The organism is Rhodococcus sp. 008 (assembly GCF_001682295.1).
Taxonomy (GTDB): domain Bacteria; phylum Actinomycetota; class Actinomycetes; order Mycobacteriales; family Mycobacteriaceae; genus Rhodococcus_F; species Rhodococcus_F qingshengii.
This window is the reverse complement of the sequence record NZ_CP012749.1, coordinates 4,340,145-4,353,539: the sequence shown is the minus strand read 5'-3', so window position 1 is coordinate 4,353,539 and position 13,395 is coordinate 4,340,145. Positions and strand designations below refer to the sequence as shown.

The window sequence follows — 13,395 nt, the reverse complement described above, 5'->3', positions numbered from 1 at the left end:
GAGTTTTTGAATGTCATCAACGCTAAGCGCCCGATGGCGTCAGTGCGATGGCGCCAGCGCCCCTACTGTTCGTACAGTCGACTCGACCATGTCCGGTACAGCTGGCTGTACCTGCGAGCTCATTCGTACACGCCCTCCACCGACCATCCACCGCCTTCACAGATCATCAGCAACGCCCGCGATTCCTCCAACAGCACCTGAGCCCGCGCGGCCGTGCGCGCCGAGGCTGCGTCCCACCATCGCTCGTCCACCGGCCAGGGCCCGGCCCATCCCTGCACTGCCCATTCCTTGCTCCCCCACTTCAGCCTTCCCGGCTGCGAGCTGAAGACACCGCGCTCAGTGACGTACACGGCGTTGCCGGCCACATCCTCCAGCCATACCTTGGGATTGTCGACGAAGATCGACCCCGGAGACGGCTGCGGCAGACGACCAGGCCACGGGGCTGTCGGATCATGAGCAGCTACCCGCTCGTCACCCAAGGGCAACAGGGTAATTCGCTCCGAGGGCCCTCGACCACCGCTCAGGACACCGACCTGAACCGATTCGCCGCCCAGAAGACCTTGCACGCGCACCAATGCTCGCCTGGCCCGCTCCTCCTCGTCGCCGACACCGCCCCACAGCCCCAACTGCAAAGCGCCGGCACTGACCACCTCCACCGGTTCCAGACGTAACACCGCTATGCCTGCGGTCGGCCGGGTCTCACTGCGCCCGGTGAGCCAGCCGTCCAGTTGCCATCGCACTCGATCGGCCGTTCCCTCCGGTGTCAGAGGTTCGGCGCAACGCCAAGTCCGAGAAAGATTTTCACCGTTACCCGTGCTGGCCGAAATCGACAGACGGGTGCACGCCACTGCGGCAGCCGACAATTTGTCGTGCAGGAGACTCGCCAAGGCGCGCCCGGCAAACGCTGCGGCATCCACCCGCTCGATCGACGGATCGTAATGCTGCTCCACTTCCAGATCCGGCGGAAGCGTCCGCGCCGACGGTGGCCGCTCGGGTTCACCGCGCGCCGCACGATGCGCGAGCACCGCATCGGCCCCGAAACGCGAAGCGACGTCCACTGCCGGTAAATCCGCGAAAGCACCGATGGTTCTGATCCCGAGCCTGCGCAGCAGATCCACCAACTCCCCGCGATGCGGCGCAGACAGACTGGGCTCGGCCGCCAACTCCGGCATGGGTAGCGGCGCCAGAAACCGTGCCCCCTCCCCCGGCGGCACCAGCGCTGCCCGGCGCGCGGCAATGACCGCTGTGGACAGTTGATCCGCCACACCCACCTGACTCTCGACGCCCGCAGCAGATGCCTGATCCACCAATCGTTCCGCCGCGGCTTCCTCCGAACCGAAGTACCGACTGACACCTCGCGCACTGAGCACCAACAAACCAGGACGAAGTACCTCGACGCCCGGTGCCACCGCATCGATGGCCGCGGCGACCGGCTCGAACAATCTGGCGTCGCGTTCCGGATCTGCCATCGCCACATACAGTTCCGGGCAGCGAGCCTGCGACTCGCGTCGGCGCAGGCCTCGTCGCACTCCCTCCGCGCGGGCCGTCGCCGAACATGCGATCACCCGATTACCCGAGGTGACCGCGACAGGATGCGTGGCAGGAAGATCGGCAAGCGCTGCCGCTGCCACCGCCGGCCAGTCCGGGCACCACAACGCCAGAACTCTGCTCACAGTGACACCACCCGCGACGACAACACCCGCGACGACACCACCTGCTCCGACACGGCCTCGACCGGCCGGGAAGGTACCCACTCGACCCGCCCGGCTGCACTGCAGATGTCCAGACGCGTGGTCCGGGGCTGGAACGAGCGCCCCCGAGCACGAACCGCGAGGCTCAGGGAACTGAGCCGACCACGCCCCAACTCACGGCCCTGACCGAACCCACCGTAACCATGAACCCGAGCGTCCAACCGAACTTCGGCCCCGTCCCAGTGACCTTCGGTGACAACAAGAGTCGAGCCCTTGCTCCGGGCGCGCGCCACCACCGCTCGCGCACGCGACGGGGATACCGACGCACCCGCCAATCCCAGAATCACCAGATCCATACCGTCGAGCAGCACAGCAGCGATCTCGACCGGATCCGGCCCAGGCGCCGGAATGAGCGCCAGACGTTCCAGTTGCGCACCCATCTCGTACGCCGCCAGCAATCCCAGTCGAGGTTGCCCGATGACTGCCACATGCCCCCCGGACGCCGTCACCGACGCGACCAATCCCAAGAGCAAGGAAGCAGCGCCCTCGACGGACACCACGGTTCCGCGCACCAAACCGCCCTGCGGTAGCAATGCCCCGATACCTTCCGGCACTGGGAGAACACCAGCCTTGTGCGCGCGGTTCACGACCGGTATGTCCCGGTCGGCAACACTCTCGAAGGCTGCTGCACTTGTCCCGGAAACACCAGCAACGGAAACACTCGGTCCCGAAAACGACGTATCGCCGCGAGAGGGAATGGACGCGATCTGTCGGCGGAGCTGTGCCAGCCGATCCTGACGGGACAACCCCGCCGCATCTGCCGACAGCTCCACCAACTCGGTCACCTCGGTCATCCCCATCCTCCGGAACACCGGAAAAACTCACTCGGCAGCAATCCATAACCAGCCGGCAAACCGCGGGGAAGTCGGGTCTGACATGCATCCAACGAACAGCAATTTCGAACATATTTTCGAACTGTTTTCAGTAAACCGTGTCACCCCCGACACGTCAAGCAGAGCAAAAAACCCAGTTCACAGGAGCCTCGAGCGTCACAGTGGCATCAATCCATTAACCTTGAGATGTGACAGCTCAGGAGCAGACCGGGAGGGGCATCGGGCCCGAATACCTGCTGGCGGGGCGGTACCGACTCCGCTCCAAGATCGGCGACGGAGGCATGGGCGCCGTCTGGCTGGCCCGCGACACCCTCCTCAGCCGTGACGTCGCGGTGAAACAGGTCACAAGCACGGAAGGCCTCGACACCGAAACGGCCGAAGAGGTCCGTGAACGTACATTGCGCGAAGGCAGGAACGCCGCAAAGCTCACCCACCCCCACTCCATCGCCATGTACGACGTCGCGATCGAGTCCGGTGAACCGTGGTTGGTCATGGAGTACTTCCCCGCCCGCAGCCTCGCCCAGGCGATGAACCTGGCCGACACGTTGCCACCGCTGGAGGTCGCGCAGATCGGCGCGCAGATCGCTGCGGCACTCACCGAGGCGCACGCCGCCGGCATCGTCCACCGCGACATCAAGCCCGGCAACATCCTGATCGCCGACCGAGGCAAGTCTCTCGGCACCGTCAAGATCAGTGACTTCGGCATCGCCCGCGCAAAGAGCGACGTATCCGACACCCAGGACGAGGTCATCACCGGCACTCCCGCGTACTTTGCACCCGAAGTTGCCCGCGGCGACGATCCCACCGAGGCCAGTGACGTCTTCTCACTCGGGTCGACGCTCTACACGGTGATCGAGGGTCAACCGCCCTTCGGCATCGACTCGGACGCCATCGCTCTACTGCATCGTGTCGCCAAGGCCGAGATCTACCGACCCACCAAGTCCGGACCGCTCACCGACGTTCTCCTTCAGCTCCTCGAGCCGGACCCCACCCGTCGGCCGACGATGGCTCAGGCACGCGACGCGCTCGCTGCAGCCGCGACGGGCGGTGGCACGATCGAGCAGTTGATCGACGCTCCCGTCTACTCGTCCGAAGGCGCCGTGCCGGCGTGGGCTCACCGCACCACACAACTCGCCGACCCACACCGCCGCAATCGCCTGACCGGCTCCACGATCACCGGACTGCCTGCAGTGCAACAGAACACGCCACTGCGGAACGTTCCCAGCCCCATGGACATGTTCTCCTGGCCGCCGCGGATACCGACCGGCCCCGCCGATGCCAGCACCCGCGACAAGGTAGTGGCTTGGGCTCCCCTCGCCATGACAGGCATGGTTGCCGTCATCATCTTGGCCGCACTGATCGTCGTCATCCTGGTGTTCACGGCCTGACCGGACGCTCTACGCGGGCAGAATGTTTGCGTTGAGGTGAAACACGTTGTCCGGGTCGTACTTCGCCTTGACGGCGGACAATCGCGCGTACTTCGCCGCACCGTAGGACGCTCGCACTCGGTCCTCGTCGACATCGGTCATGAAGTTGACGTACCCGCCTTGATTGGACGAGAACGGACGCAAGGCTTCCCAGGTCTCACGCACCCACGATCGATCCAATTCCAGTGTCCCGGCATCGGTGGCCGTAGCCGTCATGTTGCACACGTAATGTGGTGTGCGAGAACCACCGAACGCAGTGTCGTCCTCGCCGACGGAGGTGAAAGCTCCCTGCAGCGGAAAGATCGGCATGAAGGACATCGGCGACGATTTCTTGCCCGCTTGCTCGGTCAGAACATCGATCACGTCGTCGGAGAAATCCACCAGGTCCAAGGCCTTCTCATAGGCGTATGCACCCCATGGTTCCGATTCGTCGAGCATCGACTGTAAACCGATGTACGGGAGCGGGGTGACGAACTCGAACAGCGTCGGCACGCCCTCTCGAATCGGCGCAATCGCGTTCGAGTGTTCCTCTTCCGATCCGAAACCGGCTACCAGCAACGCGTATCCGGGCAGCAGGTGAAACTGATCCGGAACAAACGGTGCCGGAGGCGCGGACAAACCGACGGCAACCATCGCTCCGGCATTTCTCGGCAGGGCAGGCACCACTTCGCGGCACAGACGAAGCGCTGCGGGTCCGTCCTCCATCCCCCAGAAGAACAGTCCCAGATGCACTTCCGGACCGATCTCGCTCAGACGGTACTCGAACTCGGTGACCACTCCGAAGTTTCCGCCGCCGCCGCGCAGCGCCCAGAACAAGTCGCCGTGATCGTTCTCGGAGGCCCGCACGATCGAACCGTCGGCGAGCACCACCTCTGCCGACACCAGATTGTCGATCGCCAGTCCGAGCGTGCGCGTCAACCACCCCATGCCGCCGCCGAGGGTCAGGCCACCGACGCCGGTATCACTGATCACTCCACCGGTCACTGCCAATCCGTGTTCCTGCGTCGCGGCGTCGAGGTCGGCAATCGTCGCACCACCACCGACCCTGGCTCGCTTCGCGGACGGGGCGACACTGACTACGTTGATCGCACTGAGATCGATCATCACACCGCCTTCACACACCGATGTACCTCGGTAGGAATGCCCACCGCCTCTGACCGAAACCTCCAACGAATGGGCTCTGGCAAATGCAAGTGCCACAGACACATCCGACGCCGACCGGCACCTGGCGATCACCGCCGGACGATGATCGATCTGCCCGTTCCAGATCGACCTGGCGTCGTCGTACTCCGGATCTCGGGGGCTGAACACAGAACCCGTGATCGCCGATTTCAGTGGCGCGAACTCGACCGTCGTCATCATGCACCGCCCTCGTCGGGTGTCGCGGTGAGAAGCAGGTACTCCCACTCCATCACGAACGGCTCGCTTCCGCTGCCGTACTTCTTTGCCAACTCGAGCAGATCGCGATCGAGCGCCTGCGTGCGGTCAGGATCGCCGGCGATGTTCCGGTACACCGCGATGGTCGGGCCGTAATTCTTCTTGAAGAAATCGCGGAAATCTTCCGGCCCGCTGAATGTGTCCACACGAAGTACGTCTTTCCTCGCGGCAACATCGCCGAGCAGATCCCGAACATGGTTCTCGTCGCCCCACAAAGGCGCCGGCTGCGAACCAGGAGGCGGCGGCGGTGCATACGGCTTCATCGTTTTGAACATCTCGCCGATGAATCCCGTCGGAGTCCAACTCAGCACTCCGATCTTTCCGCCGGGTCGGCATACTCGCAAAAGTTCGTCCGCGGCGCGCTGATGATGCGGGGCAAACATCACACCGACGCACGAGAGCACTACGTCGAACTCGTTGTCGCCGAACGGAAGAGCCTCGGCATCGGCCTCCTGCCAATCGAGTTCGACACCCGCGAGCGCCGCGGCCTCCCGTCCTGCCATGAACAGTTCGGGAGCCAGGTCGGTGGCGATCACCTGCGCACCCAGCGCAGCCGCCGGAATGGCGGCGTTGCCGGACCCCGCCGCGACGTCGAGCACCCGATCTCCTTTCTGCACGCCGCATTCACGCACCAATACAGGTCCGAGTTCCGCGATGACCTGCGTCGCCACCGCCGGATAGTTACCGAGCCCCCACATTGCCCGGTGCTTGGCCTTCAGCTCCCGGTCCAACCCGAGAGTCCCCGTTGATTCACTCATTACCGTTCTCCTTCAATAATTTTCGTACTCGGAGCCTGACAGCGTTCATGCCGTTACTCCGACGCTACGACGACGGTTCGCTCCTCTCCAGTACGAAATCTGTACCGGAGCACCCCGGAGGCCTACGATCGAGAGATGGGGTCCTCGTACCACCAGTTCTGCCCCGTCGCCAAGGCGATGGAGCTACTCGACGAGCGGTGGACACTGCTTCTCCTCCGCGAACTGATCATGGGAAGCGAACATTTCAACGATCTCCGCCGCGGGCTGCCGCGAATGTCACCGACTCTGCTCTCGACCCGGCTTCACCAACTCGCGGTCGCCGGCATCGTGGAGCGAGAAGAAACCGACTGTGTCGTCAGCTATCGTCTGACCGACGCCGGCCGCGAACTGCGCCCTGTGGTCGAAGCTCTCGGCATCTGGGGTACCAGGTGGATCGGTGAACTGGGCGACGAAGATCTGGATCCGAAGCTGCTGCTGTGGGACATGCATCGCCGCGTGGATCATTCCGTGGTGCCTGAAGGCAAGACCGTGGTGCACTTCGCATTCTCCGGAGTACGTGGACATTCGCGGAACTGGTGGCTCGTCATCAATTCCGGTGAGGTGGACATGTGCGATATCGATCCGGGTTTCGACGTTGCAGTGTCGGTCTCTGCGGGCTTGCGACAGATGACCGAGATCTGGCGAGGTAACCTGACCTGGTCGGACGCCATACGGTCCGGTGACGTCACCATTTCTGGGCCTACTGCGTTGCGTCGTAGCTTGCCTTCGTGGTTCGAGCTGTCGACTTTCGCGTCGATCCCGCGCCCCGCGTAGCGCGCGCTCACCAGCCCCGTTCCGTCCTGTTACAGAGCTGTTGCAGACCGTGACACCGTCGACGAACGGTGACCACCTGCCGGTGACACTGACCGAGAAGTCTCTGTTGTATGCCCAGCCACCGCGGAATCATCCGCTTCGTCGCACTCGGTGCAGTCGTGCTCGGTGCGGTCGCGCTCAGCTCCTGCTCGTACACAGAAGAAGCACAACCGAAGAGCGGTAACTACCTTGCCACTCAGCCTGATTCAGGACCCTCAGGCGGCGAGATCGAGGACGGCATCAGCTTGCAGGACACTCATGTGCCCGCGCTTGCTCGTCTCGATTCCGCACTGCTCGCGGCGCTCCAGTCGGCAGCGGCCGACGCACAGGCATCCGGCGTGGACATGCACGTCACGTCGGGTTGGCGGTCCGCGGCATACCAGCAGCGACTGTTCGACGAAGCCGTCGTCAAGTACGGCAGCGTGGACGAAGCGTCCAAGTGGGTGCACTCGCCGAGCCTGTCCAAGCATGTCAGTGGACAGGCCGTCGACATCGGACCGACCGACGCCGATGACTGGCTCATTCAGCACGGCAGCGATTACGGCCTCTGCCAGACCTACGCCAACGAGATGTGGCATTTCGAATTGGCAACCACTCCTGGCGGGGAATGCCCGCCACAACTGAGCAACCCCTCGGACGAGAGAGCGGAAGGCTGATCATGACACGAGTCAAGCCAGCGAGACTGATTGCCGCACTGGCAGTCTTGATCCTCGGAGTCGTCGAATTCGAATTGGCGGTCAACACGACCGGTGGTCAGATCGTCGACCAACAACTCATGGTGGGCGCGGCCACCTCCGAACGCCTCAGCGTGTTCTCCGCCGAGTTCATCGGCCTCGTCACCCCGATACTGATAGTGGGAGGAGTGCTCGTGGCGCTCATGATCACATTGCGCAACAACCCGATTGCGCTAGCTTTACGCGTCGTCGTCGTGACCCTCGGCCCCATCACGACAGCCTGGGTTCTCAAACAATCGCTGAATCGACCGGACCTGAACGGCCTGGTGATGCACAATTCCTTCCCCAGCGGCACTTTGACGGCCATAGCTGCTCTGGTCTGCGCGATCGTGATCGTCACGCCCTCGAGGTGGCGGGCGGTCGTTGCGGTCAACGGTGCGCTGATCACCATCGGAACCGCGATCTCGGTAGTCGTGCTGCAATGGCACCGCCCGAGCGACGTGATCGGTGCACTACTGCTCGTCGGCTGCTACACCCTCGCTGTGTCGGCATTTCCCTTGAACACCAGCGTCGCCCGGCATGCGGTGCTGGCAGACTCAGGCAACGAGCGACTCTCGCGAGTGTGACCCCTGTACCCTTGACTGACCGAGATTTCTCCGACCGCAGAAGGCCCCTGATCATGGCGAGTCCAAGGTGAGCTCATGGTGAGCATTCTTTTCATAGAAGACGATCCAGCCGTGGCCGAGGCAATCACGTTGGGACTGAACCGACTCGGGCACGACGTCAGCCATCGCCCCGACGGTAACGGTGATTTCGACGACGCCCTGGGTGCCACGGACCTCGTCCTACTCGACCTCGGGCTGCCGGGTGCCGACGGTTACGAGATCTGCCGACGTATCCGCACACGAAGTTCGATCCCGATCATCATTCTGACCGCTCGATCCGACGACATCGACACCGTCGCCGGCCTGGAAGCCGGTGCCGACGACTACGTCGTCAAACCGGCCAGTCCGCGCGTCCTCGACGCTCGTATCAAAGCCGTCGTGCGGCGCTCGGCACCGGCAACGACGCGCCCGGATGCGACGCCGGGTGCAGAGACGTTCGGCGACCTGGAATTGGATCGGTCGTCGCTGCAGGTCTGCAAGGCCGGGATGCTGCTGACCCTCACCCCGACCGAACTCCGACTGATCCTGGCGCTGACCGAGAACCCCGGACAGGTCCTGAGCCGCCGACAGTTGTTGTCCGCAGCCTGGGACCAGGAGTATCTGGGTGATTCCAGAATCGTCGATGCAGCAGTGCAGCGGCTGCGCGGAAAGATCGAGGACGACCCGGCCGCACCGACCGTCATCGAAACGGTGCGCGGGTTCGGGTATCGCTTCAACACCAGCCCAGCCCGATGAGACCGACCTGGCTTCAGGTCGACGGTCTGCGAACCAGGCTCGTGCTCGTGTTCATCGCAATCGTCGTGATCATCGCCGGGGCAACCGCGGGTGTCGTCTCGTTCATGGCGCGGTCGTGGATCTATTCCAACGCTCAGGATGTCGCGACCGCACAATTTCGCGACGAACTGCAATACGTCAACGGAACACCGGTAGACGAGTTGACGCCTGCCAACCTCCAACAGATCTTCCAGTCCGACATGACGCTGATCGTCGACGGCGAAGTCATCCGTCAAGGATCCGTGGATGCGGCGACCATTCCGCCCAGCTTCGACGAAGGTTTGGACAGTCCGAAGCTGATCCGTTTCGAGAGGCTCGACTCCCAGCGCATCATGTTGGGAATGTCCGTCAATGTCGTGGACATGAGCGTGGACGACAGCTACGACAACGAGACATTGGTCAAAGCCGTCACCATCCGGCCGCTGGTAGGAGTGCAGGACAAGTTCGACGACCTGCTTCGAGCTGTCGGCCTCACCCTCGCCGCCGGTGTGTTGGTGAGCGGACTACTCGGGCTGTGGATCGCGTCGACGCTTGTCCGTCCGCTCAAACGCCTGGACAAGGCGGCCGCCCGTGCTGCCGACGGCGACCTCAGCGTCCGACTCCCCGAAGACGGAGTAGCCGAACTCGCCCAGGTCACAACAACGTTCAACAACATGGTCGCTCGCAACGAAGCGGTCATCCGAGGTCTGGAAGAATCGGAAGAGCAGTCGAGAAGGTTTGTCGCCGACGTCTCCCACGAGCTCCGGACGCCGCTCGCAGCACTGGTGCCGGTCAGTGAGATCCTCCGTGAAGAGATCCCCAATCTTCCGCCCGACGCCGCCGCTGCCGCGCGCATCGTGAGCAGTGAGATCGGCAAGCTCACTCGACTTGTCGAAGACCTCATCGAAATGTCTCGCCACGACTCTCAGCAAGCGCACCTCGTCCTCGACGACGTCGACCTCGTCGAATTGACCGAGCGCACACTCGAGAGCCGCGGATGGACAGATACCGTCGAACTGCGCGCACCCGAAAGTGTCAGCGCCAGAGTCGATTCGCGTCGGATCGACATTGTCGTCGCCAATCTCGTCGGCAATGCACTGCGCCACGGAGCGCCCCCGGTTCGCGTCGAGTTGAGCGTCGAATCCGGTTTCTCCGTCATCACCGTCGTCGACCACGGCCCCGGCATCTCACCCGAAGACCGGCAGGCGATCTTTCGGCGGTTCTACAAGGTCGACACCGCGCGCGGACGCAGCGAGGGCAGCGGACTCGGACTCTCGCTCGCCGTCGAGAACGTGCACTTGCACGGCGGCACCATCGGCGTGGACCAGGTGGATGGTCGCACGGTCTTCACGGTTCGCCTGCCCCGTCGCTGACCCCTTCCCGAGCGAACGTACCTTTCGGCGCACCCAAGGCGATCGTCGTACCGTTCGCTCGAAAAGGGGTGGGCACTTCGCACCCTGAACCGTCCGCGTTCGACCAAATAGTGGGATTCTGGTTTCAACATGTGAAACCACGCGAGTAGCGTCGGCATCGTCGAACAGCGTAGAGATCGGAGGGCACCATGACGCAGGCGTCGCGGCTGGAAAAGACGGCCGTCTCCCCGAAGGCGTGGACGATGCTCGGAATCGGCGTCGCAGCCCAGGCCGCAGGCACCGTCTTCGTCAGCACCCCCGCCTTTTTGATCCCGCTGCTGCATTCCGAGCACGGCCTCTCGTTGACGCAGGCCGGAACTCTGGCCGCTGCACCCACTTTCGGCATGGTTCTCACGCTGGTGGCGTGGGGAGCGATGGCTGACAGATTCGGCGAGAAATGGGTCATCTCCATCGGGCTCGGCCTGACGGCGATCGCCGCGCTGGCCGCGACCACCACCGACAACTACACCCTCCTCGGGATCGCATTTCTGCTGGGCGGAATGGCTGCGGCGAGCACCAACGCTGCCAGTGGACGTGTTGTGGTCGGCTGGTTTCCCAAGGATCGGCGCGGCCTCGCGATGGGAATCCGGCAGATGTCACAGCCCCTGGGCGTGACCATCGCGTCGCTGACCATCCCGACTCTCGCTGCGAACGTAGGAATCGGTTCGGCCGTCGGACTGTCGGTAGCTCTCAACGGCGTTCTCGCCCTGATCTGCGCCGTCGCATTGATCAATCCCCCGCGGCCGGCGGCGCGGCCCACAGACATCCCGGTCGAAACGGTAAATCCTTATCGCTCGAACTGGTTCCTATGGCGCATTCACGTCGTCTCGGCACTGCTGGTGTTTCCGCAGTTCACCCTCTCGACATTCGGTCTGGTCTGGCTGATCAGCGAGCAAGGATGGGACGCTGCGCCCGCTGGGCTCCTGATCGGGATCTCCCAGTTCGTGGGTGCACTCGGACGCATCGTTGTCGGCATCTGGAGTGATCGCGCCGGAAGCAGAGTAGGCCCGCTGCGGTTGGTTGCCGTCTCCGCGTCTGCGGTCATGTTGGCAATGGCGGCAGCCGGCGCAGCGCCTTGGGGCGTTCCCGCCTTGATCCTGCTGCTGGCAACCACTATCAGCGTCGCCGACAACGGTTTGGCATTCACTTCCGTGGCCGAAGCTGCCGGGCCGAAATGGCAAGGAAAAGCATTGGGCGCACAGAACACCGGGCAGTTCATTGCCGCGTCAGCAGTGGGCCCGGTGGTCGGTGCGCTGATCGGCGCGGTCGGCTACCCGCTCGCCTTCGCGATAGTCGCGGCATTTCCCGCCGCAGCAATTCCCTTGGTGCCCAGCCGCGATCGCGACATCAGCGTCTAGTCCCTCATCGGATTCGGTTGCACTGCAGGTCCCGTCAGATCACAATGCGGCTTGCAGGCAACCGAATCCGCTTCCTGAACAGGCTCTACTGTCGGAGTTCGGATCAGGGTCGCGGCGATCGCTGCACCGACCAACAGCAGTGCCACACAGATGTACATCGCGTACCGGAACCCGTCGGAGAAACTCGTCGGATCGACCAGACTTTCGGCGTCGATACCCACGAGGGCAGGCAAGGCCGCGACGGCAAGAAGTTGGCTCGTGCGAGCAACGGCATTGTTCACACCGGATGCGATTCCGGACTGCTCCACCGGTACCGAACCAAGCACCGCGGCGGTCAACGGCGCGACCATCACCGCCAGGCCGAGCCCGAACACCAGAACTCCCGGCAGCACGACGGTCAGGTACGACGCATCCGGGCCGATCCGCGTCATCAACACCAACCCCACCGCGGCAACGGCGGGCCCGACCGTCATCGGCAACCGCGGTCCGTGCGTCTGCGCGTAACTGCCCGCGCGCGAAGACAACAGCAGCAATGCCAAGGTGATCGGTACCGTTGCGACGCCGGCAGCCACCGGCGAGTACCCGGCAACCAATTGCAGTTGCAGCACGAGCAGGAAGAACACACCGCCCAGCGCCGCATAGACCGCAAGGGTCACCAGATTGGCCGCGACGAACATCCGCGAGCGGAACAGGGACGGCGGCACAAGGGCACTCGGTGAGCGTCGTTCCACCACAACGAACAGGCAGAGCGCAATCACTCCGATCAGCCCGACTATCGGGTTGACCTCGATCAGCCCGTACGTCAGTGCGCCGAGACCGACTACTGCGCAGGCAGATCCGACCACGTCCAGGTGCTCGGGCGGATGCGGGTCGCGGCTCTCCGGTACATGGCGCACCGCTGCCCACACCACGACGATCGCCAGCGGGATATTGAGCAGGAATACCGATCGCCATCCCGCCACTTCCACCAGCCAACCACCGAAAAGCGGTCCGATGGCGCCGGCAACACCACCTAAACCCGACCACAATCCGATTGCCGCGCCGCGGTCCTCCTCACGAAGTGACGCGGAGATGATGGCAAGGCTGCCAGGTGTCAAGAGCGCAGCTCCCACTCCCTGCAGGATTCGTGCAATCACCAGAAACGTGATGTCCGGTGCAATTCCGCAGAGCAACGACGCGACCGCGAACCAGACCGTCCCCCACACGAATACCCGTCGCCGACCCCAACGATCACCGAGGGCTCCCCCGAGCAGAATCAGCGACGCCAAGGCCAAGGTGTAACCGCTGAGCGTCCACTGCAGTCCGGCGACACCGGAACCCAGTTCTTCACCGATGTGAGGAAGAGCAATGTTGACGACGGTGCCGTCGAGGAGAGCCATGCTCGAGCCGAGAACGGTGGCGGCGACAACCCAACGCCCACGCTTCGACGCGAGCGCCAGTGGTTCCGTCATCGGTCCATGGTGCGCCTTCACACG

The 13,395-nt window shown here is 63.7% G+C and carries 12 protein-coding genes; 7 read left to right on the top strand and 5 right to left on the bottom strand.

Going from position 1 to position 13,395, the window contains the following annotated elements; genetic code table 11:
* Positions 1-119: 119 nt before the first annotated feature.
* Together AOT96_RS20180 and AOT96_RS20175 are read right to left on the bottom strand one after the other, a co-directional pair.
* Complete coding sequence (locus AOT96_RS20180; protein WP_003940966.1) at positions 120-1,673, bottom strand: DNA polymerase Y family protein; 1,554 nt, start codon at positions 1,671-1,673, stop codon at positions 120-122.
* On the bottom strand, positions 1,670-2,545 hold the full coding sequence (locus tag AOT96_RS20175; protein ID WP_065352184.1) for a hypothetical protein: 876 nt from the start codon (positions 2,543-2,545) through the stop codon (positions 1,670-1,672). The genes AOT96_RS20180 and AOT96_RS20175 overlap by 4 nt, the downstream gene beginning before the upstream one ends.
* Positions 2,546-2,772: 227 nt before the next feature.
* Here AOT96_RS20175 and AOT96_RS20170 point away from each other — a divergent pair, with 227 nt between their 5' ends.
* Positions 2,773-3,972, top strand: coding sequence for a serine/threonine-protein kinase (locus AOT96_RS20170; protein WP_003940952.1), 1,200 nt, complete (start codon positions 2,773-2,775; stop codon positions 3,970-3,972).
* 9 nt (positions 3,973-3,981) lie between these two features.
* On the opposite strand, the gene AOT96_RS20165 is transcribed toward AOT96_RS20170, so the two are convergent.
* Entirely contained in the window at positions 3,982-5,373 is a 1,392-nt protein-coding gene (locus tag AOT96_RS20165; protein ID WP_030535121.1) for an FAD-binding oxidoreductase, read from the bottom strand.
* Positions 5,370-6,206 carry a class I SAM-dependent methyltransferase gene (locus tag AOT96_RS20160; protein WP_030535122.1) on the bottom strand — a complete coding sequence of 279 codons (837 nt, stop codon included), beginning with the start codon at positions 6,204-6,206 and terminating at the stop codon, positions 5,370-5,372. Before AOT96_RS20160 ends, AOT96_RS20165 begins: the two co-directional genes overlap by 4 nt.
* 135 nt (positions 6,207-6,341) lie before the next feature.
* Between AOT96_RS20160 and AOT96_RS20155 the strand changes: the two genes are divergently transcribed.
* From AOT96_RS20155 to AOT96_RS20130, 6 genes are all read left to right on the top strand, one after another.
* Positions 6,342-7,019 (top strand): winged helix-turn-helix transcriptional regulator, encoded by a 678-nt coding sequence (locus tag AOT96_RS20155; protein ID WP_003940889.1) that lies wholly within the window; start codon positions 6,342-6,344, stop codon positions 7,017-7,019.
* A gap of 110 nt (positions 7,020-7,129) precedes the next feature.
* Positions 7,130-7,714, top strand: coding sequence for a M15 family metallopeptidase (locus tag AOT96_RS20150; RefSeq protein ID WP_003940687.1), 585 nt, complete (start codon positions 7,130-7,132; stop codon positions 7,712-7,714).
* A gap of 2 nt (positions 7,715-7,716) precedes the next feature.
* A complete protein-coding gene (locus AOT96_RS20145; RefSeq protein ID WP_003940956.1) occupies positions 7,717-8,358 on the top strand; it encodes a phosphatase PAP2 family protein in 642 nt (213 codons plus the stop codon).
* 75 nt (positions 8,359-8,433) lie between these two features.
* Complete coding sequence (locus AOT96_RS20140) at positions 8,434-9,132, top strand: response regulator transcription factor (RefSeq protein ID WP_030535123.1); 699 nt, start codon at positions 8,434-8,436, stop codon at positions 9,130-9,132.
* The gene (locus AOT96_RS20135; protein WP_065352183.1) at positions 9,129-10,523 is read left to right on the top strand and encodes a sensor histidine kinase; all 1,395 of its coding nucleotides are present in this window, start codon (positions 9,129-9,131) and stop codon (positions 10,521-10,523) included. Before AOT96_RS20140 ends, AOT96_RS20135 begins: the two co-directional genes overlap by 4 nt.
* A 188-nt stretch (positions 10,524-10,711) precedes the next feature.
* Complete coding sequence (locus AOT96_RS20130; RefSeq protein WP_030535124.1) at positions 10,712-11,920, top strand: MFS transporter; 1,209 nt, start codon at positions 10,712-10,714, stop codon at positions 11,918-11,920.
* On the opposite strand, the gene AOT96_RS20125 is transcribed toward AOT96_RS20130, so the two are convergent.
* The gene (locus AOT96_RS20125; RefSeq protein WP_042449833.1) at positions 11,917-13,371 is read right to left on the bottom strand and encodes an MFS transporter; all 1,455 of its coding nucleotides are present in this window, start codon (positions 13,369-13,371) and stop codon (positions 11,917-11,919) included. The genes AOT96_RS20130 and AOT96_RS20125 overlap by 4 nt on opposite strands.
* Between the last annotated feature and the right edge of the window lie 24 nt (positions 13,372-13,395).

Bases quoted from the DNA above. Each gene is read 5' to 3' on its own strand.
- AOT96_RS20165 (WP_030535121.1), bottom strand. From the start codon at position 5,373: ATGATGACGACGGTCGAGTTCGCGCCACTGAAATCGGCGATCACGGGT.
- AOT96_RS20140 (WP_030535123.1), top strand. From the start codon at position 8,434: ATGGTGAGCATTCTTTTCATAGAAGACGATCCAGCCGTGGCCGAGGCA.
- AOT96_RS20155 (WP_003940889.1), top strand. From the start codon at position 6,342: ATGGGGTCCTCGTACCACCAGTTCTGCCCCGTCGCCAAGGCGATGGAG.
- AOT96_RS20135 (WP_065352183.1), top strand. From the start codon at position 9,129: ATGAGACCGACCTGGCTTCAGGTCGACGGTCTGCGAACCAGGCTCGTG.
- AOT96_RS20150 (WP_003940687.1), top strand. From the start codon at position 7,130: ATGCCCAGCCACCGCGGAATCATCCGCTTCGTCGCACTCGGTGCAGTC.
- AOT96_RS20130 (WP_030535124.1), top strand. From the start codon at position 10,712: ATGACGCAGGCGTCGCGGCTGGAAAAGACGGCCGTCTCCCCGAAGGCG.
- AOT96_RS20125 (WP_042449833.1), bottom strand. From the start codon at position 13,371: ATGACGGAACCACTGGCGCTCGCGTCGAAGCGTGGGCGTTGGGTTGTC.
- AOT96_RS20145 (WP_003940956.1), top strand. From the start codon at position 7,717: ATGACACGAGTCAAGCCAGCGAGACTGATTGCCGCACTGGCAGTCTTG.
- AOT96_RS20160 (WP_030535122.1), bottom strand. From the start codon at position 6,206: ATGAGTGAATCAACGGGGACTCTCGGGTTGGACCGGGAGCTGAAGGCC.
- AOT96_RS20175 (WP_065352184.1), bottom strand. From the start codon at position 2,545: ATGACCGAGGTGACCGAGTTGGTGGAGCTGTCGGCAGATGCGGCGGGG.